The sequence below is a fragment of the Streptomyces sp. SM10 genome, from assembly GCF_002910915.1.
GTDB lineage: Bacteria > Actinomycetota > Actinomycetes > Streptomycetales > Streptomycetaceae > Streptomyces.
The window spans coordinates 21,733-40,949 of record NZ_NEUF01000091.1; the positions used below are offsets into that span (position 1 = coordinate 21,733).

Consider the following 19,217-nt stretch of genomic DNA (forward strand, 5'->3'; position numbering starts at 1 on the left):
CGTGACATCCGCACCGCCCGTCGCGAGCACCGGGGCCCCCGGGCAGGACCCGGTCATCGGCGCGCTGGGAGCCCTCGGCGAGCAGGTCGACTGCACCGGGCGCAGGAGCCTGTCGCTGGAAGGCCCCCAGGTCCTCTGGCTCGTCGTGGGCGGCGCCCTCGACCTGTTCGCGGTGGACGCGCTGGAGCAGGGGCACTGGCACTTCCTGGGCAGACTCGAACCGGGGACCCTCGTCCTGGGCCCGGTCGAGGGCCCGCAGCACACCCTGGTCGGACGGCCGCTCCAGGAGTGTGTGCTGCGCCGGATCCCGCTGCGTGAGCTGTACCGGCCCGAATACGCCGGCCAGGGGGTGTACGAGGGGCAGTACCGCAGCCACTACGACACCGGTGACGCCACACTCAGCCTGCTGGAGCACGCGTTCTCGCTCGGTGTGGGCCGCAGCCAGCGCGTGCTGTTCGAGGCCCCGCTGGACGGCCGGACCACCCTCGACGGGACCGCGGGCGACGACGACATCCTCTGGCTGCCGGTGTCGCCCGGCGGCATCCAGTACGGCGCCGCGTTCAGCGCGGAGGCCGCTGGCGACCTGCTCGTCGACCCGGCCATGTGGCAGGGCATGGTCAACCAGCAGTACCGCCTGCTGTCGGCGCTGGACCGCTGGATCGAACAGCTGGAGCGGGCGCACGAGGACAGGACCGCGGCCGGCATGAAGGCGGGCGAGGCCGTCCGCAAGGAGGCCGACCAGGCGCTGCTGACCTCGATCGGCCGGTCCGCCAGGGGGGCTTCGCGCGCGACGGGCGGATCGGACGACGCGGTGTACGCGGCCTGCCGCCTGGTGGCCCGGGACTCCGGGATCGTCCTCGCGGAACCCGCGACGGGCGGGGCGGTGAGCGACCGCATCGACCCGGTCGAGCGTGTCGCGGTCGCCTCACGCATCCGCACCCGAGCGGTGCGATTGGACGGGCGCTGGTGGCGGGAGAACTCCGGTCCGCTGGTGGGCCAGCGGACCGCGTCCGGGGCGCCGGTCGCGCTGCTCTGGCGCCGTGGCCGCTACGAGGCGGTCACCCCTCTGACCGGGCGGCGCAGCCGGATCGACAGCGCCTCGGCCGAGGAGTTCGAGGCGCGGGCGGTGATGTTCTACAGGCCACTGCCGGAGCAGCCCCTGAACAAGAGGCAGCTGCTGCGCTTCGGCCTCTTCGGGACCCGGCGCGACCTGCGCAATCTGGTGCTGGCCGGCCTGGTGACGGTCGCGCTGGGCTCCCTGGTGCCGGTCGCGACCGGCAAGGTGCTCGGTGTGTACGTGCCCCACGCCCGGAACGACCTCATCGTGCAGGTGTCGCTGGCCGTCATCATCGCCGGTGTCGTCTCCGCGGCCTTCATGCTGCTCCAGAACCTCACCATCCTGCGGATGGAGGGGCGTATCGAGAGCACCCTCCAGCCCGCGGTCTGGGACAGACTGCTGCGGCTGCCGACGAAGTTCTTCACGGAGCGTTCGACGGGAGAGCTGGCGAGCGCGGCGATGGGGGTGAGCGCCATCCGCCGGGTGCTGTCCGGCACCGGTCCCGTCGTGGTGCAGGCGGGCACCCTCGGAGTGATGAATCTGGGTCTGCTGCTCTGGTTCAGCGTCCCGCTGGCTCTGACCGCCGTGGCGATGCTGGTGGTCATCGCCGGGGTGTTCCTCACCATGGGCATGTGGGAGCTCCGCTGGCAGCGCAGACTGGTCGAGCTGGGGAACAAGCTGAACAACCAGGCGTTCCAGACCCTGCGGGGCCTGCCCAAACTGCGTGTGGCCGCGGCGGAGAGCTTCGCGTACGGGGCGTGGGCGGCGGAGTTCGCGCGCAGCCGTGAGCTGCAGAAGCGTGCGGGCCGGATCAAGAACCTGACGACGGTCCTCAACGCGGTCTATCTCCCGCTCTGTTCGCTGGTCGTCTTCGTCCTGCTGGCGGGCCCGGCCCGTGGTTCCCTGACGGCCAGTGAGTTCCTCACCTTCAACACGTCCGTGACGATGCTGCTGACGGCCGTCACCCAGCTCACCGGGGCGTTCGTGTCGGCCGCTGCGGTGCTGCCGATGTTCGAGCAGATCAGGCCGGTGCTGGACGAGGCGCCCGAGGTACGCGGTGCCAGCACCCAGCCGGGTGAGCTCTCCGGGGAGATCGAGGCGAGGGGGGTCACCTTCCGCTACTCCGACGACGGTCCCGTCGTCCTCGACGAGGTGTCGCTGACCGTGCGTCCGGGCGAGTTCGTCGCGATCGTGGGCCCCAGCGGATGCGGGAAGTCGACGCTGCTGAGGATGCTCATCGGCTTCGACAGGCCGGTCTCGGGCAGTGTCCTGTACGACGGCCAGGACCTCACGGCGCTCGACCGGGCCGCCGTGCGCCGTCAGTGCGGCGTCGTCCTGCAGAACGCCCAGCCGCTGTCCGGATCGATCCTGGACTGCATCTGCGGCGCGGAGGTCTTCACCCAGGAGGAGGCGTGGGAGGCCGCCGCGATGGCGGGGCTGGCCGAGGACATCAAGCGTATGCCGATGGGTCTGCACACCATGATCTCCGGGGGCGGCTCGATCTCCGGGGGCCAGCGCCAGCGGCTGATGATCGCCCAGGCACTGGTGCGGCGCCCCCGCATCCTCTTCTTCGACGAGGCGACCAGTGCCCTCGACAACGAGACCCAGCGCACCGTGATCGAGAGCACCAGGTCCCTGCGGGCCACCCGCGTCGTGATCGCGCACCGGCTGTCGACGGTCATGGACGCCGACCGTGTCATCGTCATGGCGGACGGCCGTGCCGTCCAGGAGGGGCCCCCCGCCGAGCTCCTCGCGGACACGCGCGGGCAGCTCCACGAACTGGTGCGGCGCCAGATGACCTGAGGTCCTCGGGGGTGGTCGGCCCGAGCGGCGGCCGCGGTGCTCTCATTCCTCCTCGGGCAGGGCCTGTTCGGTCCAGATGGTCTTGCCGGAGCGGGTGTAGCGCGTTCCCCACCTCTTGACGAGCTGGGCGACGATGAACAGACCACGCCCGCCCTCGTCGTCCTCGCCGCTGTGGCGCAGGTTCGGTGAGGTGTGGCCGGTGTCGGCGACCTCGCACAGAAGGGTGCGGTCACGGATGAGACGTACGTGCAGCGGTCCTTCGGTGTACCTGACCGCGTTGGTCACCAGTTCGCTGACGACGAGTTCGGTCGCGAACGCCAGCTCGTCGAGGCCCCAGCGGTGCAGTTGTCCGGTGGCCAGCTCCCGGGCCCTGCCCGGGGTGACCGCCTCCGGGGGCAGCTCCCAGTCGGCGACCTGCGAGCTGTCGAGTTCGCGGGTGCGCACGAGCAGCAGAGCGGTGTCGTCGGCCGCGGGGCCCTCCGGCAGCAGTTCCGCCACGGTCCGGTCGCAGAGTTCCTCGAGGGACGCGTGCCGGTCGCCGAGCACACGTCCCAGGGCGTCGAGTCCGTGGTCGATGTCGCGGTCGCGGGCCTCGACCAGGCCGTCGGTGAACAGGGCCAGCAGGCTGCCCTTCGGCAGCTCGATCTCCAGGGACTCGAACGGCAGGCCTCCGAGGCCCAGGGGCGGACCCGCGGGCAGGTCCGGGAACGACGCCACGCCGTCCGGGCCTACGACCGCCGGCGGCAGGTGCCCGGCCCTGGCCATGACGCAGTGCCTCGAGACCGGGTCGTAGACCGCGTAGAGGCAGGTCGCCCCGGTGGTCACATCGGCGTCCGTGCCGTCGGGTGTGCCCAGCTCGCCCCACCGCTCCTGGGCGGACTGCCCCACCAGGTCGTCGAGCCGCGACAGCAGTTCGACGGGGTCCATGTCCAGCTGGGCGAACGCGCGCACGGTCGTGCGCAGCCGCCCCATGGTGGCGGCAGCCTGCAGACCGTGGCCGACCACGTCCCCCACGACGAGTCCCACCCGGGTTCCGGACAGCGGGATGACGTCGAACCAGTCACCGCCGACCCCTGTCACGTCGTCCGCGGGCAGGTAGCGGTGGGCGAGGTCGACCGCCGACTGGTCCGCCACGTACTGCGGCAGCAGCTGGCGCTGCAGGGCCAGGGACGCGGTGCGTTCACGGGTGAAGCGGCGGGCGTTGTCGATGGACACCGCGGTCCGGGCTGCCAGTTCGTCGGCCAGGGCCACCTCGCCGCTGTCGAAGACGGACGAGCGGGTGCCGCGGATGAAGGTGACGAGCCCCAACATGCTGTTCCCGGCCCGCAGCGGCACCACCAGGACCGTCTCGTCCAGCACGTGGCCGCCCGAGGAGAGGCTGCGGTCCTGGGGCGAACCGGGCGGGTAGTCCACGGGTGAGCGGTTCGCGGGAGGGGGGTCCGGACTCGCACCGCCGGCGTCCTCCGTCGAGCAGCGGGCGACCCGCACCAGGGCCATCGCCGCCGAGTCGCCGGTGGCCGGCACCTCACCCTCCAGCACCGCGCGCGCGAGGTCGACCGTGACCGTGGTGGCGAACTCCGGGACCGCGACCTCGGTGATCTTCTCGGCGGTGACCATCACGTCGAGGGCCGTGCCGATCCCGCGCCCTGCTTCGACGAGCAGGGCCAGACGCTGCTGGGCCTTGAAGCGCTCGGAGATGTCGAAGGCGTCCTCGCACACCCCGAACACGTGGCCGTCGGCGTCCTGGAGCCGGTAGTAGGCACAGGACCAGAGGTGGTCCGTCTCCGGGTCGCTGGGCGGCCGGCCCTGGAAGTGCAGGTCCAGAATGGGCTCGCCGGTGTCCAGTACGTGTCGCATGACCGCGTCGAGCGTGGGCGGATGCCCCTGCGTCACGAATTTTCCGTCGGAGTACAGCTCATCGGCCCGGCGACCGCGGAACTCGTGGAACGGCTGCCCGATCTCTCGTTCGAACGCCGCGTTGCACCAGGTCAGGCGTAGGTCGGTGTCGTAGATGGCCAGGCCGAGAGGTGACTGGGAGGCCAGTCCGTTCAGCAGGGCCAGCCGGGACTCCCACAGCCGGAGGTCCTTCAGCTCGGTCGCGAGGAGCACGCGCTCCGCCGGGCCGGCGCCCGGCAGGGGACATACCGCGGTGGCGACGGTCAGCTCGTACCCGTCCCGGTGCCGTGCGGTCCGGATCCCGTTCGCCCGGGACGAGGCGGGGAGAGGAGGAGCGTGGAACGCCCGGCCGGGTGACAGGAACGCGGAGAGGGGCCGGCCGACGATCTCGTGCGGCCGGTAGCCGAGGAGCCGTTCCGCCGCAGGGCTCCATCCGATCACCGTGTCCTGGGCGTCGAGGACCGCCGTGGCCGCCCTGGTGACGTCGAGGGGACCACGGAAATCGGCAGTCTGCTCCGCGTTCCATGCAGTCATGGCGTCACACCGGCCCCCCTTCCCGTCCCCTACAGAATCCGCTGCTCCGCAGGGGAGCACAACCGCGGCACACCTGGCGGACAGCGATCGGCCGCTGCCGCCGCAGCGGCGCGAGGGACGGCCTACGCCCTTCGCCCGCCCGGCATCGGGGGTTGCACCGCGTCCCGGATGCTCGCGCGTGCGGCCGCGGCGACCGCTTCCGCGGTGATGCCGAACTCCTCGTACAGCCGCTGGTAGTCGGCGGACGCGCCGTAGTGCTCCAGGCTGACGATCCGGCCGGCGTCGCCGACCACCTCGCGCCAGCCCTGCCCCACGGCGGCCTCGACGCTGACGCGGGCGCGCACCTCGGGCGGGAGCACGTCGTCCTGGTAGGGCAGCGGCTGCGCGGCGAACCATTCGCGGCAGGGCATCGAGACGACGCGCACGGCCAGGCCTTCGTCGGCGAGCAGCTTGCGCGCGTCGAGGGCGATCTGGACCTCCGATCCCGTCGCCACCAGGATGACGTCGGGCGCGGACTCGGGTGCCTCGACGAGGATGTAGGCGCCGCGCGCCGCCCCCTCGGCGGCGGCGTGGACACCGTCGGCGCGGTCGAGGACCGGCAGGTTCTGCCGGGTGAGGACGAGGCCGGCGGGGCGGTCGGTGTGCTCCAGGATCGTCCGCCAGCAGACCGTGGTCTCGTTGGCGTCGCCGGGGCGTACGACGTCGAGGCCCGGGATGGCGCGCAGGGCGGCCAGGTGTTCCACGGGCTGGTGGGTGGGTCCGTCCTCGCCCAGGCCGATGGAGTCGTGGGTCCACACATAGGTGGCGGGCAGCTGCATCAGGGCGGCGAGGCGGACCGCGGGCCGCATGTAGTCGCTGAAGGTGAGGAAGGTGCCGCCGTAGGGACGGGTCAGGCTCTGGAGGGCCATGCCGTTGAGCACGGCGCCCATCGCGTGTTCACGGATGCCGAAGTGCAGGGTCCGGCCGTAGGGGCCTCCCGTGAACTCCGCGGTCTGCCGGTCGGCGGGGACGAACGAGGGTTCGCCGTCCATGGTGGTGTTGTTGCTGCCCGCGAGGTCGGCAGAGCCGCCCCACAGCTCGGGCAGCACCGGAGCGAGCGCGGTGAGGACGTTTCCGGAGGCCTTGCGGGTGGCCATGCCCTTGGCATCGGCCGGGAAGACCGGGAGGGCGTCGGTCCAGCCCGCCGGCAGCTTCCGCTCCCGCAGCCGGTCCAGCAGCGCCGCCCGCTCCGGGTCGGCTGTCCGCCACTCCTCGTAGACCCGCTGCCAGCTCTCCCGGGCCGCCCTGCCCCGCTCCCCCACCGCCCGGGTGTGGGCGAGGACGTCATCCTCGACCGGGAAGTACACCTCGGGATCGAAGCCGAGGAGCCGCTTGGTGCCGGCGACCTCGTCGTCGCCCAGCGCCGCGCCGTGCGCCTTGCCGGTGTTGCGCTTCGTCGGCGCGGGCCAGCCGATGATCGTCCGGAGCATGATCAACGAGGGCCGGGACCGCTCCGCCTTCGCCGCCTCGATCGCCGAGAGCAGCGCGTCGACGTCCTCGACGTAGTCGCCCGTCCGGGTCCAGTCCACCGTCTGCACGTCCCAGCCGTACGCCGCGAAGCGGGCCGGGACGTCCTCACTGAACGAGATGTCGGTGTCGTCCTCGATGGAGATGTGGTTGGAGTCGTAGAAGGTGATGAGGTTGCCGAGCTGCTGATGACCGGCCAGGGAGGCGGCCTCGGACGCGACGCCCTCCATCATGTCGCCGTCCGACGCCAGCACGTACACGTGGTGGTCGAAGGGGCTGGTGCCGGGGGCGGCGTCGGGGTCGAGGAGTCCCCTCTCCCGGCGTGCCGCCATCGCCATCCCCACGGAGGCGCCCATTCCCTGTCCCAGCGGGCCCGTGGTGATCTCGACGCCCCTGGTGTGCCGGTACTCGGGGTGCCCGGGGGTCGCCGAGTCCCAGGTGCGCAGTGCCTTGAGGTCGTCCATCTCCAGGCCGTAGCCGGCCAGGTAGAGCTGGATGTAGAGGGTGAGGCTGGAGTGGCCGCAGGAGAGGACGAAGCGGTCCCTGCCGAGCCATCGGTCGTCGGCGGGGTCGTGCCGCATGACCTGCTGGAACAGCAGGTAGGCGAGCGGTGCCAGGCTCATCGCCGTACCGGGATGGCCGTTGCCGGTCTTCTGGACGGCGTCGGCGGCCAGGACTCTGACGGTGTCCACCGCCCGCACGTCCACGTCGCTCCAGCCAGCCCGTCCGGCCACGGGAAGAGCGAGCCCGGCGTCTCGTGACGCCGTGCTGCCGGAAGAGGATCGCTCGGGCGCCATGGTGTTGTCTCCCTCGGATGTCGCTTCTCGGTTCGACGGGGCCGTTCGGTGCGGCTCGCCACCCCTCGCATCCTCTGTTCACGCGGCGCCCTCCGCACCCGGAGCGGGCCCGGCTGTGCGGTGGGGCTCCCGATGCCCGCCGGGCGGGACACGCCCGGCTCGGATGGCGGCGGGCGCACGCCCCGCCGACCGGTCGCCTACCCCCGGCGGCCCCCGGCAGGCACCTGAAGGGGGCGGAGACTCGCGGTGTCAGCGATCTCGATGTCGTGTCCAACAACTGCGGGGCGATGGACTCCGGTCTCGCGGTCCTGCTCTCCGCCGGCCGCATCGGCCGGGTGACCGGCTCGTACATCGGCGGGAACAAGGAGTTCGCCCGGCAGTACCTCGGTGGTGAGCCGGAGCTCGAACTGATCCCGCAGGGCACCCTGGCCGAGCGGCTCCGGGCGGGCGGGGCGGGGACACCCGCGTTCTACACGCCCGCCGGCGTGGGAACCCAGGTCGCCGACGGCGGACTCCCCTGGCGCCACGACAGCGGGGGCGGCGTGGCCGTGGCCTCCCCGGCCAAGGAGGTACGCGACTTCGACGGCACCGCATACGTCCTGGAACACGGCATCCGCACCGACTTCGCCCTCGTCAGGGCGGCGAAGGGAGACCGGCACGGCAATCTCGTCCTCAACAAGTCCGCGCGGAACTTCAACCCGCTCGCCGCCATGGCCGGACGGATCACCGTCGCGGAGGTCGAGGAACTGGTCGAACCGGGCGAGATCGGCCCACGTGCATCTGCCGGGCATCTTCGTGCAGCGGGTGGTCGGGCTGACCCCCGGACAGGCCGTGGACAAGAAGGTCGAGAAGCGGACGGTCAGCGAGCGGGAGGCAAGGGACTGATGGCCTGGAACCGGAACGAGATGGCCGCGAGGGCGGCCGCCGAGCTGCGCGACGGCGAGTACGTCAACCTCGGCATCGGGCTGCCGACGCTGATCCCGAACCACCTGCCCGAGGGGGTGCACGTCGTCCTGGAGTCCGAAAACGGCATCCTGGGCACCGGCGCCTTCCCGTACGACGAGAACGTCGGCCCCGACCTGATCAAAGCGGGCAAGGAGACGGTGACCGTCCGGCCGGGCGCCTCGTTCTTCGACTCGGCGCTCTCCTTCGGGATGATCCGGGGCGGTCACATCGACGCCGCCGTGCTCGGGGCCATGGAGGTCTCGGCCCGGGGCGACCTCGCGAACTGGGCGGTGCCGGGCAGGATGGTGACCGGCATCGGCGGGGCGATGGACCTGGTGCACGGTGCACGCCGCGTCATCGTGACGATGACGCACACCGCGAAGGACGGCAGCCCGAAGATCGTCGAGGAGTGCACGCTGCCGCTGACGGGGAAGGCCTGCGTCCACCGCGTCATCACCGACCTCGCGGTGCTCGACGTGACCGACGACGGTCTGGTCCTGGTGGAGACCGCACCGGGGGCGGGCACCGCCGAGGTCCTGGAGAGGACGGCAGCCCCGGTCCGTACGGCCGGCCGAAGCGTGTCATGAGTTCCGCCCCGGGGCGGGGCCGCTCGGCGAGGCGGACCGCCCCGGGCCGTCCGAACCCGGCCCGCGCCACCGAGCCGTCGGGACCGGCCACCCTCGGCAGCCCGCCCGGCTCCGCGCGGGCCCTGGAGAGGTAGCCCCCGGATGAGGCCGCTGCCGTGCCGCCGGGCCATGCCTCCGCGCCCGGCCGGCAGGGGTGCGGAGGAGGCGGCCGGGCCCTCCCGAGCGGCGGAACAGGCGTACCGGATGAATGATGAGCAGATGCTTGTGGTGCCGCGGGGGCCGTCCGGCGCCCCTCGCCGGGCGGACCGGTCCGGCTCCGTCCACGAAGCGGAAGGCATGAGCGCATGACCTCCCAGACCGCGTACCCGGCGGCGTATCCGGCGCCGCCCGTGCGGATGCCGCCGGGCGGGCCGGACGGCGTGATGGCTTCGCACACGGGCGGAAGGGACCGTCCGAAGGCCGCGAGGGCCGCTCCGTGAGGTCCGCGGACGGGCTGATGGAGTTCGGCTTCATGCGCACGGTGTTCGACAGCCTGGGCGCGGGGGTGTTCGTCGTCGACACCACCGGCCTGCTCACCGCGTGCAACCCCCGGGCGCAGGAGCTCCTCGCCCTCCCGCAGGAGCAGATGCTCGGTCACGACATGCACGACCTGCTGCACCGCCGGCGCGACGGCGGGAGGGTCCCCCGCGACGAGTGCGGTCTGCTCACCGTCCTGGACGGCGGCCGGCCGGCGGAGGGCAGCGAGGACCTCTTCCTGCGCGGCGACGGCAGCCTGCTGCCCGTCATCTGGGCGGCGACCCCCCTGAGGCACGAGGGGCGTGTGGAGGGTGCGGTGGTCGTCTTCCACGACTTCAGCCTGCACCGGGACGCCGCCGAGCAGACCGGGGCCCATCTCGCGGCCCTGGAGGGGCTCACCGCCCGGCTGACGATGGTGGCGGAGGTCTCGACCGTCCTCATCTCCGCACTGGAGACACCGGAGATGCTGAACAGGCTGGCCGGGCTGCTCGTGCCGGACCTGGGTGACTGGGCGGCGATCGATGTCCGTACGCCGAAACAGCCGGGCGGGATGGAACGGGTGGCCGTGCGCACCCCCGGCGACCACGGGGCGGTGGAGGGGCTCACCGGGCCGTTGCCCGCCCTGCCCGAGTCCACCCGCTCGGCGGTGGTCCAGGCGCTGCGGGGCGGCGAGCCCGTTGTCCTGGACGCGGAGCGTCTGGCGCAGGAGCCGGACAGCCCTCTGGCGAGCGCGCACCGGGAACTGTTCGAACGCCTGGGAGGCGCCTGCGCCGTCGTCGTGCCCCTGCACACCCGGCGGCAGGTGTTCGGCGCGCTGACCGTGGCGCGCGCCGCCTCGGGCTCCTCCTACAGCGACGCCGAGGTCTTCGTGCTGGCCGACATCGCCCGCCGCGCCGGCCTCGTCATGGAGGCCGCCGAACTCTTCGAGCAGCAGCGCCACGTCGCGGAGACGATGCAGCGCCAGCTCCTCACCCCCCTGCCGCAGGTCGACCACCTCACGCTGGCGGCCCGCTACCGGCCGGCCGAGAGCGCCGCCGAGATCGGCGGGGACTGGTACGACTCCTTCCTCCTCGGCGACGGTGTCCTGACGATGGTCATCGGGGACGTGGTCGGACACGACCTCAAGGCCGCCGCGCACATGGCCGAGGTCCGCAACATGCTGCGCGCGCTGGCCTGGGACCGCACGGAGCCGCCCAGCCTGATCATGCGCCGTCTGGACGAGGCGATGACCCACACCAGCGACGCCCCCATGGCCACCTGTGTCTTCGCGCGCATCGAAGGCCCCGAGGGCGGGCCCTGGGAGCTGCACTGGGTCAACGCCGGGCACCCGCCGCCGCTCCTGATCACCGCCGACGGGCACACCCGCTTCCTCGAGGACGGACACGGCCCCCTGCTCGGCCTCAGCTCGGCCCTGCACCTGGGGCTGGGATGGCCGGACGCCCGCGCGGCTCTCCCGCCCCGGTCGACCCTCCTGCTCTACACCGACGGGCTGGTCGAGAGCCGTACCCGGGACATCGAGGCGGGCCTCGCCACGCTGCGCCGGCACGCCGCGGACCTGGTCGACCGGGACATCGAGGACTTCCTCGACGAGCTCCTGGCCCGCATCGACCCCAGCGGCGACGACGTCGCCCTGCTGGTCCTGCGCACCCCTCCGGCAGGGTGCGGCGCCGGCGACGAGGCACCGCCCCAGCACGCGCACAGTCCGGCAGCCGCCAACCGCGGTGCGCCGGGTTCCCGTGTCGAGGACACCCCGGTCCGGGACACGTCCGAGCCCGCCTGACGCGCACAACGGGGCTTCCGAAAAGGGGGGCGGGAACACCACTGATTCGGGGCCGGGACGCACCGACCTCGACCCGCCGCCCTGGCAGGGTCGTCGGTGAACGACCGCCCGGCCCGCGGGATCCGGGCCACACGCCAGGGGGAAGACCATGAACCGCAAGCAGCTCCCCGCCCCACTCCTGCTCGCCGCCACGCTCACCGGGGCGCTCGCTCCCGTGGCGGCGGCCCGCCCGTCGGACCTACCGGGAGGGACCAGCTAACGCCCCTCGCGCCCCTTTGGTCGAGCAGCAGTCGCCGTAACCGTACGCCGGCCCCCGCCTCCGACGCCCCCCTCCTCCCCGTCACCGGCGCGGCGAGATGGGTGTTCGGCAGCCTGAACGACCACGGGCCGCCTGCCGGGGCGTGATGAACCGGCGCGTACGTCCGCAGGGCCCACCAGACGCGGTGGGCATGCTCACCGAACCGCCGCGCCACCGGTCAAGCTGTCGAGCTTGTCACGCACGAGTCTCCTGTGCCGTGGGGGAGATGTTCGAAGTCTCAACCCGTCGGCCCAAGAGCCAGAGCACCGTCAACGGCGCGCTCTCGGCAGTACGGGCTTCGGTCGAACGAGGTGTGGCCCGCCTGAAGTCCTGACGGATCCTTCACCACGCGCACCGTAGCCCCCCTCGCATGTCGCCGATCGCCGCTGCCGCCCTCACCCCGGACCGGCGACGCCACAGTGGCTCAGCGCCTTCTTGGGCTGCACAGCGTGCCGTTGCCCGGCTCGGATGTCTCTCGGTGCGGTGCGGGAGTCCCAGGACATGAGCGACTCCGGACCTCTGCCGAAACGATCAGTTACAGGTCGTCGGGGCGGTCGACCTGCCGGAAGGGAAGGCCGAGCAGGTCGGCTGCGGCCTTGAAGTCCTTGGCGCGATGGCCGGTGCAGACGGTCCAGTGATGGCCGATACCGGTCGAGGACCAGGCATCTGTCCACTCCCCCGGGTCGAAGCCGAAGTCGACCCGGGAGGTGGTGTTCCCGATCTCCAGCAGGGGTCCGGGGACGACCTCGCCCTCGGAGACGATGAAGCTGAACGTGCCGTCCGCCTCCTGGCCGATCCCGAACGTGGTGACCGGCCCGTGCTTCACGTCGAACTCCACGCTCACGCCGTATCCGCGCTTGCCGTGGTACACGCCCAGGCCGCGGAGGAGCGGGTCCTTCGACGAGATGGCCAGGTGCGCGGGTCCGTCGTGCCCCATCTCCACGACGCCGTCACGGAAGTTGAGCGCCTGGAGCTCCGTGAACGACCCGCCCGCACCGAGCGTGTCCGCGACCAGCATGGCGAGGCTGGTGCGCAGCTCGTACTCCCCGGCGACCGGGATCCCGCGCGCCGTGAGCAGGGAAGCACCCAGGATCATGCCCGCGCCGAGGCGCTCGTGGATCTCGCCGTCGAGGCCGCGGTGGTAGTAGGCCAGGCTGTCGAGCGCGAAGTCCTCCACGACACGGTCCAGCCCCACCGAGACGCGGGCCGCCCAGTCGAGGTCCTCCTCCTTCACGGAGGCGTCGAGGGTGAACACCTCGCGGGCCAGGGCGACCCGCTCAGCGGCCTCCTCGTCCGTCACCGCGGCGACCCGCACCCGCAGGTCGTCGAACTCCAGCACCTCCACATGCCCGCCGAACTGGCCGGACACCAGGGTCATGTCCGTGGAGACGTCCAGCATGCCCGGGTAGAGGTGGCCCATCAGCCCGTGCCGCCCGTGACGCATCGCGCCGCGCACGCCCGCCGCCCCGATCCACCTGCCGATCCGCATCCAGGCGTTCTCGTCGTGCAGATGGCCCGAGACCGAGCGGAAGGAGATCCCGCTGCGCCGGAAGACGTTGGCGATCTCGGGCAGTGGGCACTGCCCGCAGTAGGCCAGCCACTCGCCGGTGCCGGTGTTCGGGTGGTCCATCGCCTCGGTCGGCTGGAGGTCGATGACCAGCACGGGCGTGTGGGTGCGCTGCGCGATCGGCAGCACCATCGACGCCGTCAGATACGTCGTCAGAAACGTGACGACGATGTCGCAGTCGGCCTCGCGCAGCGTCTCGGCGGCCTTGGAGGCTTCCCGCGGGTCGGAGATGAAGCCCGCGTCGACCACCTCGCAGCCCATGGCCTCGAACCGCCGGGTGACGAAGAGCGCCGACTCCCGCATCTGGTCGAGGAGACCGGGGAACTGCGGCCAGTACGCACCGAGCCCGCCGGACACCAGTCCCACTCGCGTAGGCCGCCGCCAGGTGCGGGCGAGAGCCCCGTCGAGTACCGCGGAGGAGATGTCATCGGTCATCGAGCGCTCCTTCTCCGATGTTCCATTGGGGCGAGACTAAACAGCGATGACACATCCCGACAAGAGGTTGAAACGTATCAATCTATGGGCCGAAGCGGATCCCGTGCCCCCGGATTCCACGGGCGGGAGGCGATGGCGGCCGCCACCGGAGAGGCGTGAAAGTGCTGCTGGCGCTTCATGTTCACCGTGGTAGAAACAGACCATGTCAGAGGAGACGATCGCCGAGGGGGACCACCGGAGGGCGTCGATCATCACGGCGCTCCGGGAGGGGGTACGCCGCGTCGACGCCCTGGCCCGTGCCTGTGGAGTCAGCACCATGACCATCCGGCGCGACCTGCAGGTGCTTGAGCGGCGTAACGAGATCCGCCGCGTGCGCGGTGGGGCCGTGCCCGTCGACGCGTGGACGTTCGACCATCGCCTGGGGCGCTCCACGGCGGCCAAGGAGCTGATCGCCGCGAAACTCCTCGCCCTCGTGCCCGACAAGGGCGGCATCGGCTTCGACGGTTCGACGACCGTCCACGGCCTGGCGCGACGCCTGAAGGAACAGCCGGTGCACGACCTGACGGCGGTGACCACCGGCTTCGAGACGTTCCATGAGCTGTCCAGGACCCCTGGGTGCAGGGCCTACGCCACCGGCGGCACGGCGGATCCGCACACGGGGAGCCTGGTGGGCCCGCTGGCACAGGTGACGCTCCAGCAATTCGCCCTGCACACCTGTTTCCTGTCCGCGACCTTCCTGGACGACTCCATCGGATCGACCGAGTTCACCGCGGACGAAGCTGCGGTGAAACGGGCGTTGACGGCCGTCTCCCAGCGGATCGTCCTGGCCGTCGACTCCTCGAAGCTGGGCCGTCGGGCCGTGGCCAAGTGCCTGCCGCTGGACGAGGCCGACATGCTCGTCACCGACCTGGCGCCGGGCGACGAGCGGCTCGATCCCTACCGGGACCTGGTCGAGCTCATGTGACTCCTGTGTCCGGGGGAACGCCCTGCTCCCGGCCGCCGCTCTTCCGGCCGGCCCGCTCCGTCGGCGGGCCGGCCGGGAGGCCAGGTCGTGTCCGGAGCGGAAGCGACCGGCCCGGACGGGGATCCGTACTACTTGCGCGCTGCCGCTCCCCCGGCGCTGCCGTTGACGACGAACTGTGATCCGGGTTCGATCACCACGTCACCGTCGGCCGAACCGGTGACGGTGACATCGGTCAGGGTCGCGCTGCCCCGCGCTCCGCCATGGGCGAGGATCCCGGACCCGTTGACGGAGTTGTCGATGCGGACGTGCGAGATCTGCGCTCCGGGCACGGAGCCTCCGCCCGATTTGAACTGGATCCCGTCGTAGGTGGAGTCGTGGATGTCGGTGTCCCTGATGGTCACACCGGGTATGTCCTGGCCCGCCGCGAACAGCGTGATCGCGCCGAATTCCTGGGCCTCGCCCCAGAACGCCCCTCCCGTGCGGTGGAGCGCGTTGTTGGCGATCAGCGTCTGCCCGGAGAAGGGCAGCGGGTCGTGGTCCGTCGCCAGCATGATGCCGGGATAGTTCATCGTGTCGGAGATGATGTTGTTCTCGATCGTGTTCCCGTAACCACCGTAGACCGCGATGCCGTTGGCCCTCCACGGCAGCTGGATCGTGTTGTTACGGAAGTGGTTGTCGTGGCCGATGTCCACCGTGGGGTTCTTCACGTACTTGCTCGACCACACGGCCAGCGCGTCGTCACCGGTGTTCCTGAAGGAGGAGTTGAACACCGTGGAATTGCGCGTTCCGTTCGCGAAGTTGATGCCGTCCGCGTACGTGTTGCGAATCCGCATGCCCGTGAACTCGACACCGTCTCCGGGTCCCCAGAGGTCCGGGATGTTGCCGTAGTCGCGACCGACCCAGACACCCACGTTCGCGTGCTCCAGCCACACGTTGGTGATCGCGGTGTCCTCACCGAAGCGCCCGTTCAGGCCCACTCCGCCCTCGGCGTTGCCGTCCCCGCCGCGGATGGTGCCGGAGCCGAAGATCGCCAGGTCCGAGATCCTGGTGTTGTCGTCGATGTCGAAGCCGAAGTTGCCCTCGTGCGGGTGGTTGATGCCGCCTGCGTTCTGGGGCTGGGTCAGGGTGTACAGCTGGGAGTGCCACATGCCCGCGCCACGGATGGTGACGTCCCTGATGCCGACCTGGTTGAACTGGCCCCGGTCCAGCGGGTCGTCGGTCAGGATCTGAGGGCTGCCGGTACACCGACGGGGGGACGATCAGGGACGCCGAACAGGTGAGAGAGCAGGCCACCTGCCGTGAACTCGCGCGTATTGCCTAAATTTTGAGTGATCCGGTCAATTTTTTGCTGTGTCGAGGTGACAGGTTTCTAGCAGGTCACACATTTGTCAACGGTTCCCACTCGGGCACCACATCCGCACCCCGGCGCCCGTGCGGCCCGGAACGGCCCCACGGGCGGCGGGGTGACCAGGAGACGCGCCGCGCACGGGCGTCGCGACGGACGGGGGCTCAGCTCCTCACGGACGGACGGGGAATGCGCCCGCGGCAGCCGCCAGCACCGCCGCCGCGGCGGCCCGTTCAGGGAGGTCCGGGTCGGGATCGTCACGCAGGAGCACGAGTTGGTGGTAGAGCGGCCCCGTGGCGGCGATCAGCAGGCTCCGTGCGTCCGCCTGCCGTGCGGGCAGTTCGCCGCGGTCGACGGCGCGCTCGACGAGGATCTCGCACTGGACGTAACGGTCCGCCCACAGCCGGGTCTGGGCCCGCGCGGCCCGTTCGGAGTGGAACGAGGCGGCCATCAGGGCGACGGCGAACGACGGCCGGACGACCAGGGACTCCTGGATCTCCTGGTTGAGGGCCGTCAGATCGCCGCGCAGGGATCCGGTGTCCGGTGGCCGCCACCCGATCTCACCGGCGGCGTCGATGACGTCGACGAGCAGCCCACCCACGTCGTGCCAGCGGCGGTAGACCGTGGTGCGGTGCACCCCGGCGCGGGTCGCGACGCCCTCCACGGTCAGCCCCTCGTGACCGCTCTCGGCGAGTTCGGCGCGCACCGCGTCGAGAACCTGGGCGCGAATGCGGGCGGTACGACCGCCCGGACGGCGGTCCGGCGGCGTGTCCGTCGGGTCTGTCATCAGGATTCCCGTATTCGGTTGATCAACGTACCGGGCCGTGCAAGCATCTTAACGCAACAGTTGTCGCAGTAGTAGACCGCACCCTTCCGAGAGGAACCGCCCCACCGATGCCCCCAGTTCCCGCCGACCCCACCGTGCTCCATCCGATGCCCGAACACCCGCGCGTCGTCCTGCTGAGGCCGCTGGTGAAGTCGCCGCTGATCGAGGTCGGCGACTTCTCCTACTACGACGATCCGGACGACCCGACCTCGTTCGAGACGAGCAACGTTCTCTACCACTACGGGCCCGAGCGACTCGTCATCGGCAAGTACTGCGCCCTGGGCACGGGCACGCGGTTCCTCATGAACGGCGCCAACCACCGCATGGACGGCCCGTCGACGTTCCCCTTCCCCACCATGGGCGGCTCCTGGGCCGAGCACTTCGACCTGATCACCGGCCTGCCGAGCCGGGGTGACACCGTCGTCGGCAACGACGTCTGGTTCGGGCACGGGGCCACGGTCATGCCCGGCGTGCGGATCGGCCATGGTGCGATCATCGCCGCCGGGGCCGTGGTCACCGGCGACGTCCCCGACTACGGCATCGCCGGCGGAAACCCGGCCCGCCTCATCCGCACCCGCCACGACGCCGCGGACGTCGCCCGGTTGCTCGCCGTGGCCTGGTGGGACTGGCCCGTGCGGCACGTCACCGAGCACGTGCGGACGATCATGTCGGGGACCGTCACCGACCTGGAGGAAGCCGCCGCGCAGGCCCGTCGCCCCTGACACCCAGCCCTCGCGACACCACACACTCCGGCCCCGTGCCGCCCCCGGAGAGCCCGACCGCCGGCGAGGGGTCCGAACACTCGTCGGGCAGAGTGCCGCGCCACCCGAAGCGGGATTCATGAGTTAAGTTAGGCATACCTAAGTAAATCTCATGAGGTCTCCCCGCCCGCTCCTCTCTGGAGAACTTGGATGCGTCCTTTCCACTCCCGCGTCACCCTGCCCACCCCCGCCGAACGTGTGCTGTCGATCCTGACCGCGGCCCATTCGATGACGGTGGTGAGTGACGGGCTCGATCCCATCGAGGTGCACCGCCTCGACGGCACGGCCGCGATGGGCCACATCCACCTGCACGAGCCGTCAGAGGCCGGTCACGCACCGGCGCGGCCGTGCATCCCCGTCCGGCTGGAGTTCACCGACATCGCCCCCACGCCGGTGCGCGACCGCACGCGGGCCCGTGTCACGGTGACGGGCCTGCTCTCGGCCCCGTACAGCACGGAAGCCTCGGAGAGCACCTGCATGGAGTTCGGCCAGGCGGTCTTCGAGGACCACAGGGGCCGGAGCTTCGTCACGCTGGGCACCCTCCAGGAGACGGAGCCCGATCCGGTCGCCACCAGCGAGGCGGGCATGCTGACCCATCTCGTCGACGAACACGACGAGTTGGTCCCCCTGCTCCTCCGGCTCGTGCACCCGCGGCCGGAGAGGGGTGCCAGGCGGGTCCTCCCCCTGGCCCTGGACCGTTACGGCGTGACCCTGCGTCTGGAGTACTCCAGCACCCACCGTGATGTGCGGCTCCCGTTCGCGAAGGCCGTGTCCCGTCTCGACCAGGCGGGCCCCCAGATCCACGCCCTGCTGGCCGCCGCCCGCCGCGCCTCCCACCGTAACCAGCTGCTCACCTGACCCCGGGCCTCGGAACCCCGGCCGTACGGGCCCGCGGCCTCCTCGAGGATCGGTAGCGTGTTCCGGATGGAGACGGGAAGCGAAGAGACCCGGCTGATCGTCCTGCGGGGCAACTCGGCATCGGGCAAGTCCTCGGTGGCGGCCGGGATCCGCGACCGCTTCGGCCGGGGTCTCGCCGTGGTCGGGCAGGACAACCTCCGACGGGTCGTGCTGCGCGAGCTCGACCGGCCGGGAGGCGCGAACATGGGCCTGATCGACACGGTGGCGCGCTACGCGCTCGAAGCCGGCTACCACGCCGTCGTCGAAGGCATCCTGTACGCCGACCGCTACGGCGACATGCTCACCGGCCTGGTGGCCGACCACCGCGGCGTCTCCCGCTGCTACTACCTGGACGTGCCGCTCGACGAGACGTTCGTCCGGCACTCCTCCAAGGCCGATGCCCTGTACCGGGCGCAGGTGACCGAGCAGCACCTGCGCGACTGGTACCGGGAGCGCGATCTTCTGCCCGGCGGGATCGAGGCCGTCGTCGACAGCAGGAGCGCCTTGGAACGGACGATCGACCGCGTCATGCGCGAGACCGGACTCGCGGAGCTGCCGGCCCTCGACAACTGAAGCCCCCTGGGCGCCGGGGCCGAGCCTGCCGACAAACGGTTCCGCTCCGGCGTGCGCCCGCCGGTTGGCTACGACGGCACGCTTTCCGGGCACCCCTCCGTGGGTCGGCCGACGCTTCCGCCGAGTGTCC

General features: G+C 71.4%; 11 protein-coding genes and 2 pseudogenes. 8 read left to right on the top strand and 5 right to left on the bottom strand.

Going from position 1 to position 19,217, the window contains the following annotated elements; all coding sequences use genetic code 11:
• Position 1 precedes the first annotated feature (1 nt).
• Positions 2-2,860 (top strand): NHLP bacteriocin export ABC transporter permease/ATPase subunit, encoded by a 2,859-nt coding sequence (locus tag B9S57_RS12860; protein WP_103515693.1) that lies wholly within the window; start codon positions 2-4, stop codon positions 2,858-2,860.
• A 42-nt stretch (positions 2,861-2,902) separates the two neighbouring features.
• Here the strand turns inward: B9S57_RS12860 and B9S57_RS12865 are convergent, their stop codons facing one another.
• The gene (locus tag B9S57_RS12865; RefSeq protein WP_103515694.1) at positions 2,903-5,290 is read right to left on the bottom strand and encodes a SpoIIE family protein phosphatase; all 2,388 of its coding nucleotides are present in this window, start codon (positions 5,288-5,290) and stop codon (positions 2,903-2,905) included.
• 122 nt (positions 5,291-5,412) lie between these two features.
• Positions 5,413-7,593, bottom strand: coding sequence for a transketolase (gene tkt / locus B9S57_RS12870; RefSeq protein WP_103515695.1), 2,181 nt, complete (start codon positions 7,591-7,593; stop codon positions 5,413-5,415).
• Between the two features lie 242 nt (positions 7,594-7,835).
• On the opposite strand from tkt, the pseudogene B9S57_RS12875 reads away from it, so the two are divergent.
• From B9S57_RS12875 to B9S57_RS12885, 3 genes and pseudogenes are all read left to right on the top strand, one after another.
• Positions 7,836-8,478: pseudogene (locus B9S57_RS12875) on the top strand (CoA transferase subunit A); the annotation flags it as partial.
• A complete protein-coding gene (locus B9S57_RS12880; RefSeq protein WP_103515696.1) occupies positions 8,478-9,125 on the top strand; it encodes a 3-oxoacid CoA-transferase subunit B in 648 nt (215 codons plus the stop codon). The pseudogene B9S57_RS12875 and the gene B9S57_RS12880, both read left to right, overlap by 1 nt.
• 475 nt (positions 9,126-9,600) lie before the next feature.
• Entirely contained in the window at positions 9,601-11,421 is a 1,821-nt protein-coding gene (locus tag B9S57_RS12885; RefSeq protein ID WP_103515697.1) for a SpoIIE family protein phosphatase, read from the top strand.
• A gap of 833 nt (positions 11,422-12,254) precedes the next feature.
• Here the strand turns inward: B9S57_RS12885 and B9S57_RS12895 are convergent.
• Entirely contained in the window at positions 12,255-13,721 is a 1,467-nt protein-coding gene (locus tag B9S57_RS12895) for an L-fucose/L-arabinose isomerase family protein (RefSeq protein WP_103515699.1), read from the bottom strand.
• Between the two features lie 202 nt (positions 13,722-13,923).
• On the opposite strand from B9S57_RS12895, the gene B9S57_RS12900 reads away from it, so the two are divergent.
• Entirely contained in the window at positions 13,924-14,685 is a 762-nt protein-coding gene (locus tag B9S57_RS12900; RefSeq protein ID WP_103515700.1) for a DeoR/GlpR family DNA-binding transcription regulator, read from the top strand.
• Positions 14,686-14,813: 128 nt separating this feature from the next.
• On the opposite strand, the pseudogene B9S57_RS12905 reads toward B9S57_RS12900, so the two are convergent.
• Together B9S57_RS12905 and B9S57_RS12910 are read right to left on the bottom strand one after the other, a co-directional pair.
• Positions 14,814-15,914: pseudogene (locus B9S57_RS12905) on the bottom strand (right-handed parallel beta-helix repeat-containing protein); the annotation flags it as partial.
• 288 nt (positions 15,915-16,202) lie between these two features.
• Positions 16,203-16,817 (bottom strand): TetR/AcrR family transcriptional regulator, encoded by a 615-nt coding sequence (locus tag B9S57_RS12910; protein WP_103515701.1) that lies wholly within the window; start codon positions 16,815-16,817, stop codon positions 16,203-16,205.
• A 107-nt stretch (positions 16,818-16,924) separates the two neighbouring features.
• Here B9S57_RS12910 and B9S57_RS12915 point away from each other — a divergent pair, with 107 nt between their 5' ends.
• From B9S57_RS12915 to B9S57_RS12925, 3 genes are all read left to right on the top strand, one after another.
• A complete protein-coding gene (locus tag B9S57_RS12915; protein WP_103515702.1) occupies positions 16,925-17,578 on the top strand; it encodes a CatB-related O-acetyltransferase in 654 nt (217 codons plus the stop codon).
• 189 nt (positions 17,579-17,767) lie between these two features.
• Positions 17,768-18,475 (top strand): DUF2470 domain-containing protein, encoded by a 708-nt coding sequence (locus tag B9S57_RS12920; RefSeq protein ID WP_103515703.1) that lies wholly within the window; start codon positions 17,768-17,770, stop codon positions 18,473-18,475.
• A gap of 66 nt (positions 18,476-18,541) precedes the next feature.
• Positions 18,542-19,087 (top strand): AAA family ATPase, encoded by a 546-nt coding sequence (locus tag B9S57_RS12925; protein ID WP_103515709.1) that lies wholly within the window; start codon positions 18,542-18,544, stop codon positions 19,085-19,087.
• The last annotated feature ends 130 nt before the right edge of the window (positions 19,088-19,217 follow it).

Bases quoted from the DNA above. Each gene is read 5' to 3' on its own strand.
- B9S57_RS12865 (WP_103515694.1), bottom strand. From the start codon at position 5,290: ATGACTGCATGGAACGCGGAGCAGACTGCCGATTTCCGTGGTCCCCTC.
- tkt (WP_103515695.1), bottom strand. From the start codon at position 7,593: ATGGCGCCCGAGCGATCCTCTTCCGGCAGCACGGCGTCACGAGACGCC.
- B9S57_RS12880 (WP_103515696.1), top strand. From the start codon at position 8,478: ATGGCCTGGAACCGGAACGAGATGGCCGCGAGGGCGGCCGCCGAGCTG.
- B9S57_RS12895 (WP_103515699.1), bottom strand. From the start codon at position 13,721: ATGACCGATGACATCTCCTCCGCGGTACTCGACGGGGCTCTCGCCCGC.
- B9S57_RS12900 (WP_103515700.1), top strand. From the start codon at position 13,924: ATGTCAGAGGAGACGATCGCCGAGGGGGACCACCGGAGGGCGTCGATC.
- B9S57_RS12910 (WP_103515701.1), bottom strand. From the start codon at position 16,817: ATGACAGACCCGACGGACACGCCGCCGGACCGCCGTCCGGGCGGTCGT.
- B9S57_RS12915 (WP_103515702.1), top strand. From the start codon at position 16,925: ATGCCCCCAGTTCCCGCCGACCCCACCGTGCTCCATCCGATGCCCGAA.
- B9S57_RS12920 (WP_103515703.1), top strand. From the start codon at position 17,768: ATGCGTCCTTTCCACTCCCGCGTCACCCTGCCCACCCCCGCCGAACGT.
- B9S57_RS12925 (WP_103515709.1), top strand. From the start codon at position 18,542: ATGGAGACGGGAAGCGAAGAGACCCGGCTGATCGTCCTGCGGGGCAAC.